This is a genomic window from Deinococcus actinosclerus (assembly GCF_001507665.1).
Lineage (GTDB): Bacteria > Deinococcota > Deinococci > Deinococcales > Deinococcaceae > Deinococcus > Deinococcus actinosclerus.
Window position 1 is genome coordinate 1,236,628 of record NZ_CP013910.1, and the last position, 24,516, is coordinate 1,261,143.

Sequence of the window (24,516 nt, forward strand, 5' to 3'; positions counted from 1 at the left end):
CTGCCCGTCACAGGCCCAGCAGCCGCGCCGCCCAGTACGCCGCGAAGCCCCCCAGGATGCCCAGCGCGAGGTTCCGGGTGCGCCACAGCAGCGCCCCGCCCACCACGGCCCCGATCAGCCGCCGCGCCCACTCGGGGCTGCCCAGCACGTCCGGGACGATCAGCGCCGCGAACACGCTGACCGGCACGAAGCGCAGGAACGCCAGCCAGAACGGCGGCAACTCCAGGCGGCCCAGGCTGAGCCCCAGCAGCCGCGCCGGGTACGTCACCGCCCACATCAGCAGGATCACCAGCCAGCCGCTCACGCCCGCCCCCCCGCCCGCGTGCTGATCAACGCGCCCAGCAGCGCCCCGCCCACCCCGACCAGCAGCACGACCAGCCCGCCCGGCAGCAGTTGCCCCAGCCCCCACGCGCCCAGGCCCGACGCGAGCGCCACCAGCACCGCCACCCGCCCGAGGAGCAGCGGCACCAGCAGCCCCAGGAACGCCAGCGGGAAGATCACGCCCACCCCCAGCGCGTCCGGGTCGGGCAGCGCGGCGCCCGCCAGCGCGCCCAGCAGCGTCGCCGCGTTCCACGCCGCGAACAGACTCAGTTCCGCGCCCAGCAGGAACCCCAGGCTCAGACCCCCCGGGTCACGCGGGCCCGCCACCAGCACCATGCCGTACGCCTCGTCGGTCAGGAACTGCGCCGCCACGGCGCGCTGAAGGCGGCTCAGGGGCAGCTGGCGCGACAGGCTCAGGCCGTACAGCACGTGCCGCGCGTTCAGCACGAACGTCGTCCCCACCAGTGCCAGCGCCGACGCCACCCCAGCTACGCCCCCAGCCACAAACTGCCCCGCCGCCGCGAACTGACTCGCCCCGGCGAACACCGTGACGCTCATCAGGCACGTCTCCCAGACACTCAGTCCGTTCGTGCGGGCCGTGACCGCGTACGCCACCGCGAACGGCACTACGCCCGCCCACAGCGGCACCATCACCCGGAAGCCGCGCCCGAACGCCGCCCAGTCGAACCCCCGCCCCTGACCTGTCATGCCGCGCAGGCTATCGGGTCGGCGCGGGCAGATGTGAACCCGCCCTGCACAGCGCGGCGACCACGGAGCCCTACGGAGGTGCGCCCGTCTCCCAGTCCACCAGGACGCTCACGGGCCGGTCCGGCCTGCCCAGGCGGGCGTACAGGCCCGGCAGACCGGCGGCCGGGACGGTCAGCGGGTACAGGGCGGCCAGCACCGGGCTGACGTGCGGCCACCACCAGCGGGCGTGGGCGGCGTAGTCCTCGCCGTCGCTGGAGCCCACGACGCTCAGCTCCTTGCGGTGAAAGTCCGGCGTGAGCGTCAGGGCGCCCCAGTTGCCGTCCGAGAGCACCACGCAGCGCCCACGGGGGCGCAGGGCGCCCAGCAGCGCCGCGAAGCCGGCGGGGGCGGCGCTGCACTCCACGCCCACGTCGAAGGCGTCACGCGGCGCCGCTGCCGGCGCGTACACCTCGCGCGCCCCGAACTGCCGGGCGAGGGCCTGCCGGTCGGCGCGCGGCTCGATCACGCTCACGTCGTGAACGCCCGCGCGGGTCAGGTTGACCACGCTCAGCAGTCCCAGCAGGCCCGCTCCGGCCACCAGGACCCGCTCGTGGGGGCAGGGTGGACGCGGCGCAGGCCCTTGGCGGTCTCCTCGGCCAGGATCACGCTCAGCGCCGCCCGGTCCGGCACGTTGTCCGGGACGGGAATCACCCGCGACGCGCCGTGCACGCCCCACGCCGCGTGCCCCAGCGTCGTCACGACCCGCGCGCCCACCGGCAGCGTCACGCCCGGCCCGGCTTCCATGACCGTCCCCAGCGTCTGATACCCCAGCGGGGACGGAAACGGCCCGCCCCGCAGCACACTCAGTTCCGAGGCGACACTCAGGGCGCTCAGGCGCGTCTGGACCCGCACCTCGCCCGGCCCGACCCCGCGCGGCGCAAGCGGCTCCCAGCGCGGCGTGCAGGGCGACGCGGCAATCAGGCGCATGTTCCCAGTCTGCCATCCCACTTGACCCTCACGCGGCGGGAGGGCCTACGCTGCCCCTCAGGAGGTACCACCCTGGAGGCGAAGCGCTGGACGGTGGGGGAGGTCGCGGCCCTGACGGGCGTGAGCGTGCGCACCCTGCACCATTACGACGAGATCGGGCTGCTGCGCCCCGCCGAGCGCAGCGACGGGAATTACCGCCTGTACGCGCCGGGTGATCTGGCGCGGCTGCGGCGGGTGCTGACGTGGCGGGCGCTGGGCGTGCCGCTCGCGGAGGTGGCGGGCGTGCTGGACGCCCCGCCGGAGCTGGAACGCGAGGCGCTGCGGGCCCACGCCGCGCGGCTGCGGGACGACCTGCGCCGCGCCGAGCACACGCTGCGCGAGGTGCAGGCCCGCCTGGACGCCCTGGACGGCAGGGCAGAGGAGACGATCATGAACAACGAGGACGTGAAGGCCGCCTTTGACGGGTTCGATCCCGCGCCCTACGAGGCTGAGGCCCGTGAACGCTGGGGCGACACGGACGCCTACCGCCAGAGTGCCGCGCGCACCGCCCGGTACACCCCCGAGGACTGGGCGCGCGTGCGCGCGGAGATGGACAGCATTACCGCCGAATACGTTGCCCTGATGGAGGCGGGCGTCCCGGCCACCGACGGGCGGGCGCTGGCGGTCGCGGCGCGGCACCGCGCGCACATCAGCGGGGCGTACTACGACGCCTCGGCGCAGATGATGCGCGGGCTGGCGCAGATGTGGGTGGCCGATGAGCGCTTCACGCGGACCATCGACCGGGCGAGACCCGGGCTGGCCGCGTACCAGAGCGCGGCGGTGACCGCCTGGGCCGACGCGCAGGGCGGGTAAGGGACGGGGGAGAGGGGGCCCCCGCCCGACTGTCAGGCCGCGCCGTGCTGCACGAAACGGGTGGGGGTCTGCGCGGCGACCTCGGCGGCCTCGCGCGTCAGACGCTGCCACTCGGCGCGCACCCCGTCCGGGCCGAGCACCTGCACCTGCGGCCCCCAGGACAGCAGCCACGGGAGAACACTGCGCGCCGCGCCCCTGGCGTCGTGCGGGACCAGCAGGGGCGCGTCCACGCTGCCGTCCGGGTTGATGCTCGGCTCGCCCAGACAGGCGTGCCCGCCTTCCAGCACGCGGAATTTCGCCTCACCCGTGAAGCGCAGGGTGACCGACACACTATCCGCTTCCTGGGTGGGCGGCGGCGTGACGGGCAGCGCGGGCGTCTGTCCCGGGTCGAGGGGGTCGGGCGTGAAGGTCTGCGGGTCCAGCGTGACGTGCAGCATCCGGCCCAGGCGGTACGTGCGCACCTCGCCGGCGTGGTCGGGGTCACGGCCCACGACGAGCAGGTCGCCGCTGACCGGGTGCGCCTCGATCCGCAGCGGGTGCAGCCGCGCGGCGCGCCGCGTGCCGGGCTGCCACTCCTGAAAGCGGATGGGGTGGCAGCCCAGCCACGCCTGCGTCACGGCGCGCAGCGCGAGGTCGGCCGAGGCGGGGCGCGCCGTGCCGGGCGTGCGGGGCAGGGCCGCGCGGACGTGCTCGGGCAGCGCGGCGGCCAGCGTGGCGCGCAGCGGGGCGAGGGTGGCCGCCGGTTCGCTTCCGCGCGCCGCGAGGGCGTCCAGGCCGCGCAGCAGGGTCAGGCGCGCCGCGCCGTCCAGTTCCGGCGTGCCGATCACGTACGCCTGTGGCGGGCCGGGCAGGACGCGCAGACCGGGTTCCAGGGCCTCCAGGTCGCGCAGGTCGCGCGCCGTGACGGCCAGGGACTGCCCGGTGGCCGCCGCGAGTTCGGCGGCGGTGTGCGGCCGCTCGCGCAGCAGGCGGGCCAGGAGGAACAGGCGCTGGACGGGGCTCTGGGCACGCTCGGTGGGCTCGTCGGAGGTCATGCCTCCAGTGTGCGGAGGGGGTGTCCGCCAAACGTCCATATTTTTGAGAAGACTGGATCAATAAGAATTCAATCCGGAACTCCGCCCAGCGACCGCTCCTCCCGCCACTCCAGCACCCACGGATCGAAGCGGCCCTCGCAGAAGAAATCCTCCCGCCCCGGCCCCGGCAGCGTCGGTTCCTCCCAGCGCGGCGCGTCCGACAGTCGCAGCACCCCACCGTCCACCGTCAGCGCCCCCGGCCAGCCCAGCAACTCGCGCAGCGCCGCCACCGCCGCACTCAGCGCCTTGCGCCGCGCGGTCGGCGTCTTCCCCGGTAGGTCCAGCGCGTCCAGCGCCCGCTCGCGCGACACCTGCCCCCCCGCCGTCACCAGCAGCGCCAGCAGGCCTGCCTCGGGCCGCGTGGAGCGCAGCGGCAACTCGTCGCCGGACATCCACACCCGCACCGGCCCGGCCAGACTGACCCGCACCGTCCACTCCGGCGGCGCGAACGTCACCACCCCGTACTGCTCCAGCAGCGCGGGCAGGTACGCGCGCACCCACGACCACCGCAGCGTCGCCAGCTGCGCGCGGATGCCGTCACTGGGCGGCAGGGGCTCGCCGCCCGCCTGCCGGGCGCACTCCGCGCGGGCCAGCCAGGAGAGGGTCCCCGCATGCTGCGAGTAACTGTCCGCGCGGCTCAGGGCTTCCTGGGCGCGCGGCAGATCCCCCGCGTGCAGGTACGCCAGCGTCAGGTGGTTGAGGACCGCGTGCCGACCCGAGTCCAGCACCCGGTGCAGCGCAGCCGCTTCCTGAGCCATCAGGACGGCCTCGAACGTCTGTCCCGAGAGGGCCAGCGCCTGCGCTCCTATGACCAGCGTTGCGGCCAGCCGATCCGGAGCGGAAACGCACTCGCGGGCGGAGATGGCCGTTCTGAGCGTGATGGGATACTGAGCCAGACTTATGGTGAGCATTGCCCGCGGCAGGAACAGTTCTGAGGCGAGCAGGCCGTCCTGGGCTATCGATTCTGCCTTTCGCAGGGCATTCAGCGCTGCGCCTGGTTGGTTGGTGTCGAGGGCGATGGACACGAGCGTCCGGTAGACGTAGGTGGAGGTCGTCGGATCGTGCCGCAGGTCACCCAGCGCCCGCGTGAGTTCGGTGGTCGCCTCGCCCACTTCCTGATGGTGTTGCAGGTCGAAGGCGAACTGAACGCGGGCCAGCCCCCTGTAGATGGGTGGTGCCTGAGCGATCTGGAACCGGTACAGCTCCTTCCACGTTGGGAGGTTCAGCAGGGCCGCCGCCCCCGCCAGTTGCGTAAGGGTGACCGAACGGGTGGGGCCGTCGGGCGCCTGCAGGACGCTGAGGCGCGCGAGATTCAGGGCCAGGTCGCTGCGCCGGTGAATCAGGTGCAGGTGGGCGCGGAACGGCAGAAGTTGCCCGGGGGGCCGGGCGTCCAGCAGATCGTCGAGCTGGCGGTGCTGCATCCCCCGAAAGAACAGCCAGGCCAGAGCGAGGCCGCCCAGTTCGCTGCCGATCCAGTCCTGCGGAACCTCCGGCAGGGCCGCGATGACCGGCAGGACGTCCGCCGCCCTGCTCGAATGTTGGGCTGTCCGGATCAGGTGATTCAGCGTTCCCTCGGCGTCGTCACGGAGTAGCAGTTGCCGGAGCGTGATGAGGGGATCGGCCACAGCGAGAGCTTAACGAATCTCTTTCATCCGCGGGGCCGCTCATCGTCATTTGCCAGGAGAGGCGCGTTGAACGGGAAACCCAGGTCGGCGAACAGGCGGAAGATCCAGATCAAAAAATACGCCGAAAACATAATACAGCTCCAGTCGCGGCCTGTCCGGGGTGCATGGAATACCGGATGGTCTGGGCCGACTGCGGGTGGGGGAGGTGGCGCGGCCACCAGAGCGGGATGTCACCCGCTTCGGGCCGCCAGTAGGTGTGAAACGCCGTTCACCTCAGGCATCGCTGGGGTGAAGGGTTCCGGTGCAACGTGGATTGAATCGGAGAATTCAGGGTCGGTCGGGGGCACCCCAATGACTATGTAAATTATAGAACAATGTCATGCATTTCGCAAATAGCAGAATGAGCGTACGGGGGCATGCGCCACCTCACCCAGAGCGCACACGCCAGATCACCGACCTCACCCTGGCCCCGCAGCAGGCCACAATCCCTACCGCCCCATGAAAAACGGCAGGAAAAAAGGCGGCCCACGCCGCCTCGATTCCCCACCCCCGCGTTCAGATCACGCGCCGTTCCGGCAGTGTCACGCCCCGGCTCAGACGCGCCTCCAGCGCGCGCACCAGCCGCGACAGCACGAACGTCAGCAGGAAGTACACCAGCGCCAGCACGGCGTAGACCTCGAACTGCCGGTACGTGGCGTTCGTGATGTACCGCCCCTGACTGAACAGTTCCTGCAAGGTCACCGCGCTCGCCAGACTGCTGCCCAGGATCAGGCTGATGAACTCATTGCCCAGCGCGGGCAGCGCCACCCGCCACGCCTGCGGCAGCACCACGAACCGCAGCGCCTGCCCCCGGCTGAGCCCCAGGCTGCGCGCCGCCTCCGCCTGCCCCGCCGGAACACTGCTGATCCCGCCGCGCACGATCTCACTCGTGTAGGCCGCCGAGTACAGCCCCAGCGCCAGCACCGCCGCCGGAAAATCCGGCAGGGTCACGCCCAGCGTCGGCAGGCCGTAGTACACCACCGACAGCAGCACGATCAGCGGAATGCCCCGCACCACCGTCACGTACGCGTCGCCCAGCCGCCCCAGCACCGGCACGCGCAGTACCCGCGCCGCCCCCAGCGCTGTGCCCACGAGCACCGATACCGCCAGGGCGCAGATGCTCACCGCGAGCGTCAGGCCCAGGCCCGAGAGCAGCAGGCGCGGGTACTCCCCGGACAGCACCGTCCGGAATCCCTCCAGCACCGCCGTCACGGGCGCACCCCGGCGGACACACGACCGTTCGATTCCTTCACGCGGACACCTTCACGGCCCCACCATAGGGCAGAGCTGACCCCTCAGGCATCCCCTCTTCACGAAACGTGCACCCCCACCCCATGCGTTTCACATGGTCCTGTACGCTGGACAGCAGACCGGGGCGGCCCCCCATACCCACGCCCGCCCCACGGAAGGTGATTCCCCCATGCGCGCCTGGCTGTACCTCCTGACGGCCATTGCCCTGGAGGTCAGCGGCACCCTCAGCCTGAAACACCTGCACGACCAGCCGCTGACGCGCGCGCTGCTCACGTACGCCCAGCTGACCGGCGCGTTCTACCTGCTCTCCCGCGCGTTCCGGCAGATCCCGGTCGCCGTGGCCTTCGCCACCTGGGAAGCGCTGGGCCTCCTGAGCCTCACCGTCCTGGGCGCCACCCTGCTGGGCGAGCACCTGCCCCGCACGCACCTGCTCGCGCTGGGCGGCCTGCTGCTCTGCAGCGCCCTCCTCGGCCACGGCACCCACCACCCTGCCACCCGGCAGCCCGCCACGGACACGCCGCCTCCGGCAGACGACCCGGCCCGCCCCGCACCCACCGGGGGGCAACCCGCATGACCCTCCCCACCGCCCTCCTGATCCTGGGGGCCGCCCTGCTGGACGTCCTGGCGAACCTCCTCCTGAAACGCAGCGACGGCCTCGCCCGCCCCGCGTACTTCGTGGGCGCCGTCCTGACCGTCCTGCTGGCCTTCAGCCTGATCGGCCTCGCCGCGCGTGACCTGCCGGTCGCCGTCGCCTACGCCCTCTGGGGCGGCCTGGGCATCGTCACCACCGCCCTGCTCAGCAGGCGCATCGACGGCGCCCGCCTGACCCCCACCGGCTGGGCGGGCCTCGCCCTGATCCTCGGCAGCCTCGCCGTCCTCAGCCTCACCCCGTAACACAAAGGGAAAGGGGCCGGCGGTCGGATGGATCCCCCACCCCCCTCCGGCCTCCTCTAAAGCGGTTACTTCTGCACGATCCACTTGTTGAGCAGTTGCTGGTACTCCCCGCTGGCCTTCAGGCGCGCCAGGGTCCTGTTCGCAGCGGCCGCCAGATCACTGCCCTTCCTGAACACCATGCCGTAATCCTCGGCCGCCAGATCCGCGCCGGCCTTGTCGAACTGCCCTGGCAGACGCTTCTTCAGGTCATCCACCGTCGGCGCGTCCCCGATCAGCGCCGCAATCCGCCCGGCGCGGACGTCCGCCAGTCCCGCCGCGAAATCGTCATACACCTTGATGGTCGCGCCCTTCGGTTTCAGCGTGTCGTTCGCCACGAACTGCCCCGTCGTGTTCCCCTGCACGCCAACCACCTTGCCCTTCACGCTCGCGGGCCACGCGAACTTCCCGGGATTCCCGGCCCGCACAATGAACACCTGCGCCGACCGGAAGTACGGCTGGCTGAACGACACCACCTTCGCCCGCTCCGGCGTGATCGTGATCGCACTGATCGCCATGTCCACCCGGCCCGACGTGACCGCCTGCGGCATCAGCGCCCCGAAGCCCACCGCGCGGATCTCCAGACGCACCCCCAGATCCCTCGCCACCGCCCGCGCGATATCGATCTCGAAGCCCTGAATCGTCCCGTCCGGCCCCTTGAACTCGAACGGCGCGAACGTCGGGTCCGTGCCCAGCACCAGCACACCCTTCTTCTTCACCTCGGCCACCGTCGCCGCCCGGGACACGCCCGCCACCGCCACGCCCAGCACCGCCGCAATCATCACGAAACGCTTCATGCGCCCAGCATAGAACCCTGCGCGCCGCGCCTTACCCTGCCTGCATGGATTGGCCCGCCCCCACCGACTTCGTCCACGGCGACCCCCTCCCCCCACCGCAGGACTGGACGCGGCCCGGCCTCGTCATGACCTTCAACCTCGAATGCCCCGGCTGCGTCTCGCGCGGCGTCCCCTTCCTCAAGCGCCTGCACGCCGAATTCGGCGACGCCGTCCACCTCCTCGCCGTGCACACCAGCCACGGCCACCGCCAGCTGCCCCGGGAGGACGTCGAACCCACCTTGAAAAAGTTCGCGCAGACCTACGCGAAACTCCCGTTCCCCGTCGCCCTCGACCTCAGCGGCACCCTCGCCCGACACTGGCACACCGAGGGCACCCCCCACTGGCTGGCCTTCGCGCCCGGCGGCGACCTCATCCGCAGCGTGTACGGCAGCCAGGACAACGCCCAGACCAGACTCCAGTACCTCCTAGAAGAATGGACCGGGCACACCGGGGACGATCAGGCTTAACGGGCGTCGGACGTCGCCTGAGCGGGCACGAAGACGCCGGACTTCAGGTTCTTCAGCGGCAGGTTCGTGATCCGCACGAGCAGGGCGCTGCGGCGGCCCCCGGACAGGTACGGCCCGAGCTGATCGAGGCTGGAGACGAACCGGAGCTGCCGGTCCTGACTGTGGACGCTCAGCCGACCCTGGGCGTCCACCTTGCCGGTATCCACCATGAAGTTCGTGCCGCCGCCACTGGTGACGAGCATGACAGCCTCGCCCGCCTTGAGTCCTGTCGAGATCAGGTGCTCAGGGCCGGTCTTCGTCCCGACAGAGTAGCTGCCCCAGACGGGCTGGCCGACCAGCGCGGACAGGAACACGCTGTTGCTGGAGTTGTAGAACGCCGCGCCGATGTCCTCCGGTCCCGCGTTCAGCAGGAGGGTGGCGTCGCCCACCTGCACGCGGGGAGAGGTGTACCCGCTGAACCGTACGGAACGGGTCTGAGCCAGCAGGTCGACGACACTGCTGGCGTCGAAGAATGCCGCGCCGTCACGGGTAAACCGCGCGTTGACTGACGTGCCCCCCAGGGCCAGCGACCGGCCGTCCCGGCTGAGCGTGACCCCCTGGGCGTCCAGGGCTCGGGTGACGTCGGTGCCTCTCAGGAAGACGCCCTTGTTCACCTCGCTGTCATTGAAGGTGTAACAGGTGATGCCGGCCTTCTCGCTGACGATGGTGACGTTGTCTCCGGAGGGCTTGGTGCCGCGCACGCAGCTCGGTTTGACGGGCGCCTGCCGGACGACGGTGAGGGTCGTGTCGGTCCCGCTCCCACCCGCGAGGGCGTAGAGTCCGGCGCTGATGCCGAGAGCGAGGGTTGCGGCGGCGAGGATGAGTTTTGGCATGGTGTACACCTTTGCCATGCCCAGGGTCACGCGGGCGGGTGGCCCGAGTTCGCGGATGGCCTGGGCGGTGGCCTGAGTGGGGGTGAGGCCGGTCAGCATCAGGTGGTCGGCGCGCGTCAGGACGTGCTCTTCGAGTTCATCCCAGAGTTCCTGGCGGCGCGCCTCCGGCAGGCCCCAGGTGGCGCGGCGCAGGTACGCGGTCAGGGCGCGGGGGATGGGGTGGGCGGCGGTGGTCACGCGCCGGTCCCGCCGAGCCGGTGGACGGCGCCGGTGAAGGCGGCGAATTCCTGCCGTTTGGCGTTCAGGGTTTCGCGGCCCCGGTCGGTGATGGCGTAGTACTTGCGGGGTTTGCCGTTGCGGCCGCTCTCGCCGTGCTGCGCGGCGAGCAGCCCTTCGGCTTCCAGGCGGTGCAGGGCGGGGTAGAGGCTGCCTTCCTTGAAGTCGAAGTACCCGCCGGTGCGGTCGCGGGCGGCCTGGATGATCGCGAAGCCGTAGAGGGGCTGCTGTTCGAGGAGGGTCAGGAGAATGAGGTCGAGGTTGCCGCGCAGCAGGTCTGGGTTCATGGGTGCTCCGGGGTGGGGCGTCGGCCGCGCAGCGTCCTGCGTGGTTGCGGCCCCTGCATAGCTATGTCTGCCTACATAGTCTGTCTTGGTTTGGTGCCTGTCAAGCCCAGTCTGCCTATGTATGGGGTGGCCTATGTGCTGCGGTGACTGAGGTGCCACGCTGGGTCATGCGCTCCTGGATGCTGACCGCCCCGCAGCCAAGCCTCACCGTATCTGACATCACGGCGTTCCAGGCTGTGTGGGACGCACGCAATCCGGCCTAGCCGCCACTCGAAGTACCTCGCTGGCAGTTCCTGAGCTGGCTTGAGGGGAGGCGCTGCCGATCCCTGGGGGTTTCCCTGGCTGGATCCACTATGAAAAGCCCCCGGAGCCTGTGTGGCGTCCGGGGGATGAGTGGGGTGGGGCTCAGTCGATGCTGATGCGCCAGCGCCATTCGCTCGCGCGTTTCATGACGTGCGCGATGCCGCCGGTGATGGCGAGCTTCTGGTTCCAGGGGAGTTTCATCCAGCCGACGGCCATCAGGCCGCCCAGGCTCACGAACTCGCCCAGGGTGGTGGGCTCGTAGGATTCGGGTTCCTCGCCGCGCACGAGGCGCATGATGTTCTTCCCGGTCAGGCGGCCCTGCTGTCCGGCGTGCTGCGCGGTGGTGGGCACGGGTTTGCCTTCCTGGTTCAGCGCGAGGCCCATATCGCCGATCACGAACACCTCGGGGTAGCCCTTGGCGCGCAGCTTGTCGTCCACGGCGATGCGGCCGCCGGGGCCTTTCTCCAGTTTGCTGCCGCTGACGATGTCGCGGGCCTGGATGCCGCCGGTCCAGATGATCTTGCCGGCGCCGATGGTCTTCTGCTGGCCGTCGGCGGTCTGCACGGTGACGGTGTCGGCGGTGGCCTGCGTGATGCGGTGCCCGACGAGGATGTGGATGCCGTATTCCTCGAGGGTCTTCTGGGCCTTGGCGCGCAGGGCGTCGTCGAGGATCGGGAGGATCTTGGGGCCGGCTTCCACGAGGTAGATGTTGAAGGGGGGCAGGCCGCGTTCCTTGGTCAGGAGCTGGGCGCGCTGGGCGAGCTCGGTGACGAGTTCCACGCCGGTGAGGCCGGCGCCGCCCACGACGATGTCGCGGTTGCCCTGGTACTCGGTGGTGTAGGCGCGGTTGACGAAGTTGAAGATCTCGTCGGCGTCGCTGAGCTGCTTGAGTTCGGAGGCGTTCTCGGCCAAGCCGGGGATGCGGTAGAAGTTGGTGACGCTGCCCAGGCCCACGACGAGGGTGTCGTAGGTGAGGACGCGGCCATCCTTGAGCTTGACTTCACGCTCGTCGAGGTTGACGGCTTCGACCTGCGCCTTTTCGAGGTTCACGCCGGTGCCGCGCAGCAGGGGCGCCAGCGGCAGCGTGACGGGGGTGTTGTGCGCCGCCGCTTCGTGCAGGCGGGTCTCAAAGGTGTGGTACGCGTTCTGCTCCACCATCAGGGCTTCGAGGCCGGGGGCGGGCTTCATTTTGGTGGCGACGGCAAGGCCGGAGTAACCAGCACCGAGGATGAGGGTCTTCATGTCTCTTTCTCCTGTGAACGAATTCACGAGTCGAATGGGAGTGCTCCCACCGGCTCATAAACACCGCTGGAAGCCTCCGGCCTCCACACGGCAACAGTGTACATCTTACACCAAATACACCTGAAGGCGCTCACACAGTGTTGTCTGACCTACCGAGACCGTTCATCCAGACTCACCCCGGCCCCTACCCCCGCCCGCCGGCAATCCGCGCGGCGTCCGGCGTGCCCCGCAGCGCCCGCATCGCCAGCGCCCCCAGCAGCGGCCCCAGCGCCCACAGCGCGAACAGCCCCCCCCAGCCCAGGCGCGGCAGCAGCGGCGGCACCACCGCGATCGTCACGGCGGTCAGCGTGAACCCCAGGGCCAGCTGCGCCGTCATCGCCGTCCCCACGTACGGTCCCGGCGCGATCTCACTGATGACCGTGCTGAACTGCGCGCTGTCCGCGATGATCCAGAATCCCCAGAACAGACTCAGCGCCAGCACCACGCCCGGAGCCGGATTGCCCCACAGCAGCAGCCCGGCCAGGAGCAGCGCCGCGCCGCCCGACAGCCACATGGATAGCTCCGTCAGGCGCGTGCGGCCCCAGCGGTCCCCCAGCACGCCGCCCACCCCGCAGCCCAGCGCGCCCACCCCCACCACGCCGAAGGTCGCCAGCGCCGCGCCCCGCAGCGCGTCCGGCTGACCCGCCCCGCTCAGCACCCCGCCGAAGAACAGCGCGAACCACGTCCACATGGCGTACAGCTCCCACATGTGCCCCAGGTACCCCAGGGTCGCCAGCGCCGGGCCGCGCGCCGTCAGGACCCGCCACGCCTGCGCCGGACGGAACGGCGGGGCCTTCGTCGCCAGTGGCCCCGGCGGGACCGGTAGCGCCAGCAGCCCACCCAGCGCCGCCAGCGCACTCGTCACGCCCACCACCACCCGCCAGTCCGCCCCGCCCAGCCCGTTCACCAGGTGCGGGCTGGCCGACCCCAGCGTCAGCGCGCCCACCATCACCCCCAGCGCCATTCCCCGCCCCCGCACGAAGTAGGTGCTCATGGCCCGCAGCGCCGGAGGGTACACGAGCGCCAGCGCCGCCCCCACGCCCGCCCGGGCCAGCAGCGCCCCCCACAGGCCGGGGTGCAGCAGCAGGGCCGCGTTCGCGCCCGCCGCCAGCAGCGCGCCCGCCGCGATCAACGCGCGCGGCTGCGCCCGGTCGGCGAGGTTCAGCGCGGCACTCAGGACCGCCCCCAGCACGAAGCCCAGCTGCACCGCCAGCGTCAGCCACGACCCCTGGAAGGCGTTCAGGCCCCAGCCTTCACGCAGCTGCGGCAGCGCGGCGGCCGCACTGAACCACGGGCTCATGCCGAGCACCACGCTCAGGGCCAGCAGGATCAGCGCGGCGGTCGGGGACAGGCGGGCGGCAGGGGCAGGTGAGGTCATCGGGCGCCCCCCACCCTACGCGACCCGGACGCCGACGTCCGGTCCCCGGCGGTCAGGGGGCCGCGTCCAGCGCCGCGCGCCGCGCCCGCGCAATCGGGCGGCGGTGGTCGCCCTCGGGCAGCAGGGCCTCCAGGGTGTCCAGGCACTCCGGGTCGTCGAAGCGCGACGCGTAGCGCCACAGCAGGTCCGGGTCGCCGCTGCGGCACACCGCCTCCCGCAGCGCCGCGTCCAGGTACTCGCGCCAGTACGTCAGCAGCGGCGACGCCGAGTGCGGCAGCAGCGGCCCGTCGTACAGGTCGGCCGCCTCGCCCACCCGCCCGGCCAGCAGCAGCTCCTCGACGCGCTGCACGTCCAGCGTCAGCGGCACGCCCAGGCGGTACGGCCGCGACGCGATCTGCCCGCCCAGCAGCGCGCGCAGCGTGCTCACCTCGGATTTCAGGGTGCTCAGGCTGATCGGCTGGTCCCCGTACACGTGCGCGTGCAGGGCGTCCAGGCTCAGCCCGCCCGGGTTCAGGGCCAGCACGCACAGCAGTTCATGCTGCCGGGGCGTGAGGTGCAGGTGCTGCCCGCCGAAGGTCACGCGCGCCGGACCGCAGAACGCGAGGTTCAGGGCCGCCGCCGGGCTGCGCGGGCGCCCCCCGATGGCCTGCTCAATCTGCGCGGCGTAGTGCCGCGCGCTCGCCAGGCCCAGCGGCGTGCTGTGCTCCCAGGTGCTGCTGATGTCCAGCACGCCCAGCAGCGCGCCCGTACCGGTGTCGCGGATCGGACTGGAGTAACACACCCAGTCGTGCACGGTCTGCACGTAGTGCTCGGCGCTGAACACCCGCACCGGCTGGCGCGTGCGCAGCGACAGCGCCAGCGCGTTCGTGCCCACGCTGCCCTCGCCCCACTGGCCGCCCGGCACGAAATTCACGCTGCGGGCCAGCCCGGTCATGCGTTCGCTCCCCTGCGTCCACAGCAGCGTGCCGTCCACGTCCCCCACCGCCACGATCAGGTCGGCCTCCTCGGCCAGGCGGCGCAGCTCCGGGATCAGGCCGCGCACGCCGTACTTCAGCGGGCTCTCCTGCCAGGCGTGCTGCACGTCCGCCTCGGCCTTCACGGGCGCGCTGACCCGTTCGGGCGGCACGGTCAGCGACGAGCGTGCCCACGACGCCGCGACCTCCTGCGTGACGGGCGTGTCGGCGGGCGCCGGTGGGTCCGCCGGGGCGGGCGCCGGGTGCCGGGACACGAAACGGTGCCAGGCGCGGATCAGGTGCTGCCGTTCCAGCGTCAATCTGTCGTTCATGGCGCGTCCTCGTGAGGCGGCCAGCGCCGCGCGGAGTCGGGGCGGCCCACGGCGGGGCGCAGTGGGGCGGCGAACAGCGGATGATGCCCCACGCTAGCACTTCCGCTGCGCCGGGGGGAGGCGCGGCTCGGGACGCGTCTGCACACCCCGGCGGGGGAGGGGGGCGCCTGGGCGCGGGCGGGGTGGAGGGCGAGTGTGCCCCGCCACGCACCCTTTTCCAACCTTGGTGTGTTTAGATGGAGTCGGTCAGACAACTCAGCTTCCAGCCCTCTGGAACCCCTTCATTCCACCCCACCCGTGGGAGGCCCGCATGAACGTCACCCTGACAGTGAACGGCAAGACCTACACCCGTGACGTGGAGCCCAGGACGCTCCTCGTCCACTTCGTCCGCGAGGACCTCGGCCTGACCGGCACGCACGTCGGCTGCGACACCAGCCAGTGCGGCGCGTGCACCGTGCACGTGAACGGCGACGCCGTCAAGAGCTGCACCCTCCTGGCCGTCCAGGCGCAGGGCGCCGACGTCACGACCATCGAGGGCCTCGGCACGCCCGGCGACCTGCACCCCCTCCAGACCGGCTTCTGGGAGGAACACGGCCTCCAGTGCGGGTTCTGCACGCCCGGCATGATCATGGCCTCCGCCGAACTCCTCAAGCACAACCCCAACCCCAGCGAGGACCAGATCCGCCACCACCTGGAAGGGAACTACTGCCGCTGCACCGGGTACCACAACATCGTCAAGGCCGTGCAGCACGCCGCCGGTGCCATGCAGGGCGCCTCGCAGGCCGCCGACGACTGACCTGGGCCGAGGGTCGAACGGTCACAGTGTCCAGAACCGGACTCCGCTGATCCTTTTTGACCTTCAGACGCCTGGCCCCTCAGATTCACTGCTCTTCTCCACAGCCCAGGGAGGCATCACCCCATGAGCGAGACCCGGACGGACAAGTATTTCGGTCAGGCCCTCAAGCGCAAGGAGGACCCGCGCTTCATCACCGGCACCGGCAACTACACCGACGACATGGTGCTGCACGGCATGGTGCACGCCGCGATGGTGCGCAGCCCCTACGCACACGCGAAGATCACGGGCATCAACACCGACTCGGTGAAGGACATGCCGGGCGTCCTGCGCGTGCTGACCGGGCAGGACGTGCAGGAGGCCGGGCTGGGCAGCATCCCGGTCGGCTGGCTGCTCCCGGACCTGAAGACGCCCGCGCATCCCGCCATCGCCCTGAACGAAGCGAACCATGTCGGCGACATCGTGGCGGTCGTGATCGCCGAGACGCGCGCGCAGGCCGAGGACGCCGCCGCCGCGCTGGAAGTCGATTACGACGCCCTGCCCGCCGTGGCGACCACCCACGCCGCGCTGGCCGACGGCGCGCCCCTGGTGCACGACGACGTGCCCGGGAACGTCGCCTTCCACTGGGAGATCGGCGACGAGGCCGCCACCACCGAGGCCTTCAAGGGCGCGGCCCGCACCGTCCGCGTGAAACTGCGTAACCACCGGCTGGTCGCCAACCCCATCGAGCCGCGCAGCAGCCTCGCGCAGTTCACCCCGGCGGGCGGCGACTACCTGCTGTACACCACCAGCCAGAACCCCCACATTCACCGCCTGATCCTCGCGGCGTTCGTGATGAGCATCCCCGAACACAAGCTGCGCGTGATCAGCCCCGACGTGGGCGGCGGCTTCGGCACGAAGATCTTCCAGTACCAGGAAGAGGTCATCGTGCTGCTCGCCTCACGCCTGATCGGCCGCCCCGTCAAGTGGACCGCGCGGCGCAGCGAGGCCTTCGTCAGCGACGCGCAGGGCCGCGACCACGACACCGAGGCCGAACTGGCCGTCAGCGAGGACGGCAAGATCCTGGGCTTCCGCGTAAATACCCACGCGAACCTCGGCGCGTACCAGACGCTCTTCGCGCCCGCCGTGCCCACGTACCTGTACGGCACGCTGCTGAACGGCGTGTACAAGATGCCCGCCATTCACGCCAAGGTCACGGGCGTCATGACGAACACCGTGCCCGTGGACGCCTACCGCGGCGCGGGCCGCCCCGAGGCCACGTACCTCATCGAACGGATCGTGGACATGGCCGCGCACGAACTGAACCTCGACCCGGCCGAATTCCGCCGCCAGAACTTCATCCAGCCCGACGAGTTCCCCTACCAGACCCCGGTGGCGCTCGTGTATGACAGCGGCGACTACGAACCCGCGCTGGATCAGGCCATGCAGATGATGAACTACGCCGCGCTGCGCGAGGAACAGGCCCGCATGAAAGGCGGAAAGAAGATTCTGGGCGTGGGCCTGATCTCCTTCCTGGAAGCCTGCGGCTTGGCGCCCAGCGCCCTGGTCGGGCAGCTCGGCGCGCAGGCCGGACAGTGGGAATCGAGCCTCGTGCGCGTGCACCCCACCGGGAAGGTCGAACTGTACACCGGCAGCCACAGCCACGGGCAGGGCCACGAGACGGCCTTCCCGCAGATCGCCGCCGACGAACTCCAGATTCCCATTGAGGACATCGAACTCATCCACGGGGATACCGGCCGCATGCCCTACGGCTGGGGCACCTACGGCAGCCGCTCGGCGGCCGTGGGCGGCAGCGCCCTGAAACTCGCGCTGCAGAAGATCACCGCCAAGATGAAGAAGATCGCCGCGCACCTCCTGGAAGCCAGCGAGGACGACATTGAGCACGAGGGCGGCGTGTTCCGCATCAAGGGCGCGCCGGACAAGAGCAAGACCTTCTTCGACATCGCGCTGATGGCCCACCTCGCGCACAACTACCCCGCTGACCTCGAACCCGGCCTGGAAGCCACCGCCTTCTACGACCCGAAGAACTTCGTGTACCCCTTCGGGACGCACATCGCTGTCGTGGAGATCGACACCGACACCGGCCACGTGAAACTGCGCGGCTACGGCAGCGTGGACGACTGCGGCCCCCTCATCAACCCCCTGATCGCCGAGGGACAGGTGCACGGCGGCGTCGCGCAGGGCATGGGCCAGGCGCTGCTGGAAGAAGCCGCGTACGACGAGGACGGCAACCTGCTGGCCGGGACGTACATGGAGTACGCCATGCCCCGCGCGGACGACGTGCCGTTCATCCAGCACGGCCACACCGTCACCCCCAGCCCCCACAACCCCCTGGGCGTCAAGGGCATCGGCGAGGCCGGCACGATCGCCAGCACCGCCGCCGTCGCCAACGCCGTCATGGACGCCCTGTGGCACGAGGCGGGCATCGCGCACCTCGATATGCCCTACACCGCCGAGAAGGTCTGGCGCGCCCTGAAAGACGCGCGGGCCAGCCAGCTGCAGGCCGCCGACGACTGAAACGTCGATGGGAGAAGGCTGATGAAAACCGCCAACCTTCTCCATCAACGGTCACCTTTCACCCATCACCCCCATCCCGGAGGGATATATGTATCCAGCCAGTTTCGAGTACCACAAGGCCGAGAGTGTCGATCAGGCCCTGGCCGCGCTTGCCGAGAATCCTGACCTGAAGGTCATCGCGGGGGGGCACAGCCTGCTGCCCGCCATGAAGCTCCGGCTGGCGCAGCCGCCCGCGCTGCTGGACATCTGGGGCATCCAGGAGATGAAGGGCATCCGGCGGGACGGGGACCACTGGGTGGTCGGCGCCATGACCACCCACGCGGACGTGCTGCGCAGCGACCTGCCGCTGTTTCCCGAGGTGGCCGGCTGGGTGGGCGACCCGATGGTGCGCAACCGCGGCACCATCGGCGGCAGCCTGGCGCACGCCGACCCCAGCGCCGACTACCCCGCCGCCGCCCTGGCCCTGGGTGTGGAATTCGTCATCCGCGGCCTCGGTGGGGAGCGCACCGTGCACGCCGACGACATGTTCCAGGGCATGTTCGAGAGTGCCGTGCAGCCCGGCGAGCTCCTGACCCACATCCGCATTCCCGCCACCACCCAGGCGAGCGCGTACGAGAAGTTCCGTCACCCCGCCAGCCACTACGCCGTCGTGGGCGTGGCCGTGGTGCGGCACGCGGACGGCAGCGTGCGCGCCGCGTACACCGGCGCGGCCGAGAAGGCGCACCGCCTGACGAAACTGGAGGACGCCGTGAACGGCTCGCAGGCGGTCCCCACCGGACTGGTGGACGCGGGCGACCTTCTCGGGGACCGCTTCGCCAGCGCCGAGTACCGCGCGCACCTCGTGGACGTCCTCTCGGCGCGCGCGGTCGAACGCCTCGGCTGAGCTCCACAGTGGCGCCCACTCCCGCTCGTGGAGTGGGCGCCCAGCGTTCCAGCCGCTACTGGATCAGGCCTGCCACGCCGTTGATCGTCACCGCGATGATCACCGTCCCGAACACGAACGACAGCAGCGCGTGCCCCAGCAGCAGGCGGCGCATGGCGCGGGTATTCAGGTTCGTGTCGCTCACCTGATACGTCATGCCGATGGTGACGCTCAGGTACGCGAAATCCCAGTAGGTGGGCTCCTCCAGGTTGCCCTCCCCGTGAGGGAACAGCACGCCGCGTCCATCCCGGTAGTAGCGCCGGGCGTAGTGCAGGGTGTACTCGGTCTGCACGAGCAGCCAGCTCGTGGCGACCGTCCCCACCGCCAGGGCCGTGAGCAGCAGCTCCCGGGTGCCCCTGGCGTCGTGCGCGTCGGACAGCAGGAACACCACCCCGATCAGGCTCACCAGGGCGGCCGTCATGGTGATCGTCCCGGCCAGCGCCCGGCTGTCATCCTCGCGCGTGGCGAGTTCGCGCGTGCGGGCCGGCCCCGCTCGCATCATGAGCGGCCACAGCTGCGCCATGACCGACAGCGTGAAGACGTTCCAGCCCAGCAGGATCCGCGCCTCCGGCGGCCAGCCGCGGGGTGTGGCGAGACCGACCAGCAGGCCCGCCACGAGACCGATGAGCAGGCGGCGGGCAGCGTGGCGGGGACGCCGGGCGGTGGGGGTCATGCGCGGAGCCTACACCGCAGGATTGTCATCCGGCGCTCGTGAAGCGTTCATGGGCGCTGGCTACCGTGGGAAGGATGAAACGAGTGATCTTGGCCGCCGCTGGACTGATGCTGGGCGTGGCGAGCGCCGCGACGCCACCCGTGCAGGTGAACTACCGCGTCTACCAGTACGCCTGCACGGGCGGGCAGAACGTCAGCGTGTACTACGTGCAGTTCGGGGATCAGCCCATGTTCGCCGTACTGGACTGGAAGGGCCAGAAGTACGGGCTGGCGCAGGCCATCAGCGCCAGCGGCGCCCGCTACGCCAGCCTGAACGGCCCCGCCGGCGCGCGCGGCGGCCTGCAGTGGTGGGAGCACCAAGGTACGGCGGAACTCAGCACCTTCACCGGGAACAGCACCACCACCACGAAAACCCTGCTGACCGGTTGCAAGACCCCGACCCGCTGAACGGCATCACCACGGCCAGAGGTGCGGAGGGCGATTCGCACCTCTGAAGACCCTTAGTCCGCGTTGGCCTGGGCCAGCAGCGCCTCGATCTCCTTGATGCCGGGCTGCTGCGCCAAGATGCGCTGCGCGATCTCCCGGGTGCGCTCGGCCTGCCCGGTGCGGTTCCAGGCCAGCAGCGCCCCCTGACGGTACCAGTGGTACTGGAGGGGCACGCCGATCTGCACGGCCCGGTCGAAAGCCTGCGCGGCGTCCTGCGGCTGCCCGAGGGCCAGTCGCGCCTGCCCCAGGCCCCACCAGTCGAACGCGGTCGCGCCGCCCTTCCGGGTGCGGGCCTGCATCTCGTCACGCAGGCGCGTCCAGTTCGCGGCCTCGTCCCAGTCTCTGCCCAGCAGGCGCCTGACGTCCGCCTCGCGGCTGGCAGGGTAGGCGAGTAGGTACTCACCGTTGTAGTAGTTCCAGAGCGCCTCGAACTGCGCCTCGCTGTGGGTGAGTTTCGCGCCCAGCAGGGAGTCGCTGCTCGTCAGGCCCTGCGCGCTGTACCCGTACACCGTGCGGAAGTGGGCGGTGTTGTCCCCGTCCTTCAGGCGCTGCTGCACCACGACCGGGAGTTTCGCGGCGATCAGGACGCGCAGCAGCTCCGGCGTGCCCCCGTATCGGATGACGGTGCGCAGGCCCTGGCGCTCGAGGTACGCGGCGACCTCCTGCGTGCTGACCTCCACGTCGTTCGGGCCGTCCTTGAGCGCGGCGGCCGCCTGCGCCTGCGTGACCTTCCTGCCGTGGTAGCCCAGCACCACGGACGCCGTGACCGGCCCGCAGTTGTTCAGCGCCTGATTGTCGTGCCCCACGCCGCTCAGGGTGAGGCTGGCGGGGCGCGCGGTCTGCGCCTCGGACATGCATGCCCCCAGGGCCGGGGCGAGCAGCAGGGAAACCAGGGCAATCCGTTTCATGTCAAGCAGTCTGACGGCCGGGTGCCCGGCCTGCCTTCAGCGCCATTGAAGCGTCCCTGACGCGATCCTTCACCGCCTTCCAACAATGCGGCCCGGCATGCAGACACGGCCCGGCCGCGCGCGGCCGGCGCCCCCCGGCCCCTTCGGTAAGTCTTTTCGCTCTCGGTCTTTTCTGGCGGGTGCGCGTACACTCTTCCGGTGACTGTTGCTGCGCCGAACCTGTCGAAACTGCTGCCCGCCGCCCCGCCCGGAAACCTGCTGCTGCTGCCGCAGGTGGCGCGGGCGGCGCTGTTCGCGGCGTTCCCGGGCCCGGCGGTGCTGCTGACCACCCCGGACCGCCTGGGCAGTTACGCCACGGCGGGCGTGCTGGGCGCGCCGGTCAGCGTGAACCCGGGCCTGCGCGACTGGGACACCCGCCACGAGCACGTGGTGCTCGACGTGAACACCGCCCTGGACCTGTTCCCGTCGCGGCCGGAGGATCACGCCCTGACCCTGAAGGTGGGGGCCAGCTACCCGCGTGAGGTCCTGCTCTCCCGCCTGGAACGCCTGGGCTACGAGCGTGGCGAGGAACCCGGCTTCGAGATTCAGGGCGACACGCTGGAACTGCGACTCTCGGCCGGGTCGGGCCTGCCCGCAGAGGCGGAGGAGGGCCTGTGGGTGCGCGCGGAGTTCTTCGGGGACGAACTGGACACCCTGCGCTTCCTGAAGCCCGGCGCGCTGACGGGCGAGAAGGCGCAGAGCTTCACGCTGGAACCCACCGCCGACTACCTGACGGAGGTGAAGTGGGACGCCACCCGCCTGGAGCTGCTGCCGGGGCGGGTGTTCCTGGACTCCCCGGAGTTCTACGCGTCCGCGCTGGGCGTCCTGATCGATACCTTCTGGCCGAAACTGGCCGGGCGTGAGGTCACGAGCTTCGGCCGCTCGCCGCTGGACCTGCCGGATCTGGACACCGGCCTGACCACCCTCCCGTTCTACCGGGCGCGCCTGAGCGACCTGGAACGCGACGTGAACGAGTGGCGCGAGGCGGACTACCGCATGATGATCCTCGTGCGGCACGACCGCACCGCCGCGTACCTCGCGGACAAGCTGCTGAACACCCACGAGATCCCCTGGCTGAAGATCCCCCGCGTGCCCGAGGGGGGCCTGGGCTTCCTGCGCGCGGCGGGCGAGGGCGGCTTCGTCATCCCCGAGCACAAGACGGTCGTCCTGACCGAGGACCTCATCTACGGCTTCCAGGGCGGCAGCGCCCTGCGCGGCAAGCGCCTGAACGGCAAACCCGTCACGGACGCGCTGGGCCTGCACGTCGGGGACTACCTGATCCACCCCGAGCACGGCATCGGGCAGTTCGAGGGCCTCGAAACCCGCAAGGTGCTGGGTGTCACCCGCGACTACCTGAACCTCACGTACCGGGGCGGCGCGCGCCTGAGCGTCCCCATCGAGCAGCTGCCCGTCCTGCGCCGCCACCCGGGCACCACCGACGACCCACCCAGCTTGAGTTCCTTCGACAAGAAGGACTGGGCGAAAGCCAAGGAGAAGGCCCGCAAGAACGCCGAGGCCGTCGCCGCGAAGCTGCTCGTGCAGTACGCCGCGCGGCAGGTCACGCCCGGCAACGCATTCCCCGCGCAACCCGAATGGGACGAGCAGGTCGAGGCGAACTTCAAGTTCGAGCTCACCGCCGACCAGAAAACCGCGCTGAAAGAAACCATGCGCGACCTGGAGAAGGCCAATCCCGCCGACCGCCTGATCTCCGGCGACGTGGGCTTCGGCAAGACCGAGGTGGCCCTGCGCGCCGCGCACCGCGTCGTCGGGCACGGCAAACAGGTCGCCGTGCTCGTCCCCACCACCCTGCTGGCCGAACAGCACACCAGCACCTTCGTCGAGCGCTTCAAGGGCCTCCCCGTGCGCGTCGAGGGTCTGTCGCGCTTCACCACGCCGCAGCAGGCCCGGAGCATCCTCGCCGACGCCGCCCAGGGCAAGGTGGACATCCTGATCGGCACGCACCGCCTCCTCAGCGGCGACGTGCAGTTCCGCGACCTGGGCCTGATCATCGTCGACGAGGAACACCGCTTCGGCGTCGGCCAGAAGGAAAAACTCCGCGCCCTGCGCGGCCTGCCCGAAGCGCCCAGGGACGGCAAGATCGACATCCCCGACGACGCCCGCGCCGTGGATACCCTCGCGCTGTCCGCCACGCCCATCCCCCGCACCCTCTACATGAGCATGGTCGGCCTGCGCGACATGAGCTCCATCCAGACGCCCCCCAAGGGCCGCAAACCCATCCAGACGGTCCTCGCGCCCTTCGACCCCATCACCGTCCGCGACGCCATCCTCAGCGAGATCGAACGCGGCGGCAAGGTCTTCTACATCCACGACCGCATCGCCAGCATCGGCGCCCGCAGCCTCTACCTGCGCAACCTCGTCCCCGAAGCCCGCATCGGCGTCGCCCACGGCCGCATGAACGAAGAAGAACTCGAGGAGATCATGCTCGGCTTCGAACAGGGCGCCTTCGACGTGCTCCTCGCCACCACCATCGTCGAAACCGGCCTGGACATCCCCGAGGCGAACACCATCCTGATTGAACGCAGCGACCGCCTCGGCCTCGCCCAGCTCTACCAGCTGCGCGGCCGCGTGGGCCGCCGCGCCCAGACCGCCTACGCCTACCTGTTCTACCCGCCGCGCATGACCGAAAACGCCCAGCGCCGCCTGTGGGCCATCGCCGACCTCCAGGACCTCGGCTCGGGCCACCTGCTGGCCGAGAAGGACATGGAAATTCGCGGCGTGGGCAACATCCTAGGCGAGGAACAGCACGGGCACGTGCAGGCCGTCAGCATCGACGTGTACACCGAACTGCTCGCCGAAGCCGTCGCCAAACTCAAGGGCGAGAAGATCGAGGCGCCCGCCACCATCAGCATCGACCTGCCCATCGACGCGCGCCTCTCGCCCGAATACTTCGAGAACGACGAGGAAGCCCGCATCGCCACCTACGGCCGACTATCAGACAGCCGTACCCTCCAGGCCATCAGCCGCGTCGAACGCGACCTGCGCAAAAAATACGGCCCCCCCACCCCCGAAGTGCAGAACTTCATCGACCTCGCCAAACTCCGCCTCACCGCCGCCGCCAAACGCGTCCTGAGCATCGGTGAAACCATGACCCAGATCCAGATCACCTTCGCCTACAAGACCCTCGACTACGACGCCCCCGGCCTGCGCGCCTTCCCCTACAAGACCGAAGTCGTCACGTTCCCACCGAGCGTCAAACTCGACAAACGCGGGCTGAAACCCAACGACTACGCGCGCACGCTGATCGACCTGCTCGGGTACTTCGGATAAGTCGGAATGGGTGCGCCTGGCGGCGGGCTGCCCCACACCCCCCAGCCCCCTCCGCAAGCGGCTCATACGAGTCCCCCAGGGGGGCAGGGGGGGCTTACGTTGCACTGGGCAAGAGTTGTTCCTGATGCGGCGGTCTTGTAC

24 protein-coding genes are annotated in these 24,516 nt (G+C 70.5%); 9 read left to right on the forward strand and 15 right to left on the reverse strand.

Annotated features, from left to right (window positions below; translation table 11 throughout):
* Positions 1–7: 7 nt before the first annotated feature.
* The 4 genes from AUC44_RS05980 to AUC44_RS16795 form a co-directional block, all read right to left on the reverse strand.
* A complete protein-coding gene (locus tag AUC44_RS05980) occupies positions 8–304 on the reverse strand; it encodes an AzlD domain-containing protein (RefSeq protein ID WP_062157821.1) in 297 nt (98 codons plus the stop codon).
* Positions 301–1,029, reverse strand: coding sequence for an AzlC family ABC transporter permease (locus AUC44_RS05985; protein WP_062157822.1), 729 nt, complete (start codon positions 1,027–1,029; stop codon positions 301–303). The genes AUC44_RS05980 and AUC44_RS05985 overlap by 4 nt, the downstream gene beginning before the upstream one ends.
* Positions 1,030–1,099: 70 nt before the next feature.
* A complete protein-coding gene (locus tag AUC44_RS16790) occupies positions 1,100–1,606 on the reverse strand; it encodes a zinc-binding dehydrogenase (RefSeq protein ID WP_062157823.1) in 507 nt (168 codons plus the stop codon).
* Positions 1,576–1,995, reverse strand: coding sequence for an MDR/zinc-dependent alcohol dehydrogenase-like family protein (locus AUC44_RS16795; protein ID WP_062157824.1), 420 nt, complete (start codon positions 1,993–1,995; stop codon positions 1,576–1,578). Before AUC44_RS16795 ends, AUC44_RS16790 begins: the two co-directional genes overlap by 31 nt.
* A gap of 21 nt (positions 1,996–2,016) precedes the next feature.
* Between AUC44_RS16795 and AUC44_RS06000 the strand changes: the two genes are divergently transcribed.
* A complete protein-coding gene (locus tag AUC44_RS06000) occupies positions 2,017–2,847 on the forward strand; it encodes a MerR family transcriptional regulator (RefSeq protein ID WP_231724548.1) in 831 nt (276 codons plus the stop codon).
* A gap of 32 nt (positions 2,848–2,879) precedes the next feature.
* Here AUC44_RS06000 and AUC44_RS06005 read toward each other — a convergent pair whose 3' ends face one another.
* The 3 genes from AUC44_RS06005 to AUC44_RS06015 all read right to left on the reverse strand — a co-directional run bounded on the left by AUC44_RS06005 (position 2,880) and on the right by AUC44_RS06015 (position 6,796).
* Complete coding sequence (locus tag AUC44_RS06005) at positions 2,880–3,881, reverse strand: helix-turn-helix transcriptional regulator (protein ID WP_062157826.1); 1,002 nt, start codon at positions 3,879–3,881, stop codon at positions 2,880–2,882.
* A 68-nt stretch (positions 3,882–3,949) separates the two neighbouring features.
* Positions 3,950–5,545, reverse strand: a complete 1,596-nt coding sequence (locus tag AUC44_RS06010; protein WP_062157827.1) for an AfsR/SARP family transcriptional regulator — start codon at positions 5,543–5,545, stop codon at positions 3,950–3,952.
* A 555-nt stretch (positions 5,546–6,100) separates the two neighbouring features.
* Positions 6,101–6,796 (reverse strand): amino acid ABC transporter permease, encoded by a 696-nt coding sequence (locus AUC44_RS06015; protein ID WP_062157828.1) that lies wholly within the window; start codon positions 6,794–6,796, stop codon positions 6,101–6,103.
* Between the two features lie 208 nt (positions 6,797–7,004).
* On the opposite strand from AUC44_RS06015, the gene AUC44_RS06020 reads away from it, so the two are divergent.
* Together AUC44_RS06020 and AUC44_RS06025 are read left to right on the forward strand one after the other, a co-directional pair.
* Positions 7,005–7,409 (forward strand): DMT family transporter, encoded by a 405-nt coding sequence (locus AUC44_RS06020; protein WP_062157829.1) that lies wholly within the window; start codon positions 7,005–7,007, stop codon positions 7,407–7,409.
* Positions 7,406–7,729: a DMT family transporter gene (locus tag AUC44_RS06025; protein ID WP_062157830.1), complete on the forward strand. Its 324-nt coding sequence runs from the start codon at positions 7,406–7,408 to the stop codon at positions 7,727–7,729. The genes AUC44_RS06020 and AUC44_RS06025 overlap by 4 nt, the downstream gene beginning before the upstream one ends.
* A 65-nt stretch (positions 7,730–7,794) precedes the next feature.
* On the opposite strand, the gene AUC44_RS06030 is transcribed toward AUC44_RS06025, so the two are convergent.
* The gene (locus AUC44_RS06030) at positions 7,795–8,562 is read right to left on the reverse strand and encodes an ABC transporter substrate-binding protein (RefSeq protein ID WP_062157831.1); all 768 of its coding nucleotides are present in this window, start codon (positions 8,560–8,562) and stop codon (positions 7,795–7,797) included.
* 44 nt (positions 8,563–8,606) lie between these two features.
* On the opposite strand from AUC44_RS06030, the gene AUC44_RS06035 reads away from it, so the two are divergent.
* Positions 8,607–9,068, forward strand: a complete 462-nt coding sequence (locus AUC44_RS06035; RefSeq protein ID WP_062157832.1) for a TlpA family protein disulfide reductase — start codon at positions 8,607–8,609, stop codon at positions 9,066–9,068.
* Here AUC44_RS06035 and AUC44_RS06040 read toward each other — a convergent pair.
* The 5 genes from AUC44_RS06040 to AUC44_RS06060 form a co-directional block, all read right to left on the reverse strand.
* Positions 9,065–10,177 (reverse strand): permease prefix domain 1-containing protein, encoded by a 1,113-nt coding sequence (locus tag AUC44_RS06040; protein ID WP_062157833.1) that lies wholly within the window; start codon positions 10,175–10,177, stop codon positions 9,065–9,067. The two genes, AUC44_RS06035 and AUC44_RS06040, sit on opposite strands and share 4 nt — an antisense overlap.
* On the reverse strand, positions 10,174–10,503 hold the full coding sequence (locus tag AUC44_RS06045; protein ID WP_062157834.1) for a PadR family transcriptional regulator: 330 nt from the start codon (positions 10,501–10,503) through the stop codon (positions 10,174–10,176). The genes AUC44_RS06040 and AUC44_RS06045 overlap by 4 nt, the downstream gene beginning before the upstream one ends.
* Positions 10,504–10,908: 405 nt before the next feature.
* Positions 10,909–12,048: an NAD(P)/FAD-dependent oxidoreductase gene (locus tag AUC44_RS06050; protein WP_062157835.1), complete on the reverse strand. Its 1,140-nt coding sequence runs from the start codon at positions 12,046–12,048 to the stop codon at positions 10,909–10,911.
* A gap of 184 nt (positions 12,049–12,232) precedes the next feature.
* Positions 12,233–13,465 carry an MFS transporter gene (locus tag AUC44_RS06055; RefSeq protein ID WP_062157836.1) on the reverse strand — a complete coding sequence of 411 codons (1,233 nt, stop codon included), beginning with the start codon at positions 13,463–13,465 and terminating at the stop codon, positions 12,233–12,235.
* A 52-nt stretch (positions 13,466–13,517) separates the two neighbouring features.
* Positions 13,518–14,750, reverse strand: a complete 1,233-nt coding sequence (locus AUC44_RS06060) for a helix-turn-helix domain-containing protein (RefSeq protein WP_062157837.1) — start codon at positions 14,748–14,750, stop codon at positions 13,518–13,520.
* A 310-nt stretch (positions 14,751–15,060) separates the two neighbouring features.
* On the opposite strand from AUC44_RS06060, the gene AUC44_RS06065 reads away from it, so the two are divergent.
* The 3 genes from AUC44_RS06065 (at position 15,061) to AUC44_RS06075 (ending at position 18,943) form a co-directional block, all read left to right on the forward strand.
* A complete protein-coding gene (locus AUC44_RS06065; RefSeq protein WP_062157838.1) occupies positions 15,061–15,546 on the forward strand; it encodes a (2Fe-2S)-binding protein in 486 nt (161 codons plus the stop codon).
* 123 nt (positions 15,547–15,669) lie between these two features.
* Entirely contained in the window at positions 15,670–18,060 is a 2,391-nt protein-coding gene (locus AUC44_RS06070; protein WP_062157839.1) for a xanthine dehydrogenase family protein molybdopterin-binding subunit, read from the forward strand.
* A gap of 88 nt (positions 18,061–18,148) precedes the next feature.
* Complete coding sequence (locus AUC44_RS06075) at positions 18,149–18,943, forward strand: FAD binding domain-containing protein (protein WP_062157840.1); 795 nt, start codon at positions 18,149–18,151, stop codon at positions 18,941–18,943.
* Positions 18,944–18,998: 55 nt separating this feature from the next.
* Here AUC44_RS06075 and AUC44_RS06080 read toward each other — a convergent pair whose 3' ends face one another.
* Positions 18,999–19,655 carry a DUF1345 domain-containing protein gene (locus AUC44_RS06080; RefSeq protein WP_062157841.1) on the reverse strand — a complete coding sequence of 219 codons (657 nt, stop codon included), beginning with the start codon at positions 19,653–19,655 and terminating at the stop codon, positions 18,999–19,001.
* A gap of 74 nt (positions 19,656–19,729) precedes the next feature.
* Between AUC44_RS06080 and AUC44_RS06085 the strand changes: the two genes are divergently transcribed.
* Positions 19,730–20,101: an MliC family protein gene (locus AUC44_RS06085; RefSeq protein WP_062157842.1), complete on the forward strand. Its 372-nt coding sequence runs from the start codon at positions 19,730–19,732 to the stop codon at positions 20,099–20,101.
* 53 nt (positions 20,102–20,154) lie between these two features.
* On the opposite strand, the gene AUC44_RS06090 is transcribed toward AUC44_RS06085, so the two are convergent.
* The gene (locus AUC44_RS06090; protein WP_157445192.1) at positions 20,155–21,048 is read right to left on the reverse strand and encodes a C39 family peptidase; all 894 of its coding nucleotides are present in this window, start codon (positions 21,046–21,048) and stop codon (positions 20,155–20,157) included.
* A gap of 198 nt (positions 21,049–21,246) precedes the next feature.
* On the opposite strand from AUC44_RS06090, the gene AUC44_RS06095 reads away from it, so the two are divergent.
* Positions 21,247–24,375 (forward strand): DEAD/DEAH box helicase, encoded by a 3,129-nt coding sequence (locus AUC44_RS06095; protein WP_062157843.1) that lies wholly within the window; start codon positions 21,247–21,249, stop codon positions 24,373–24,375.
* Positions 24,376–24,516: the final 141 nt, after the last annotated feature.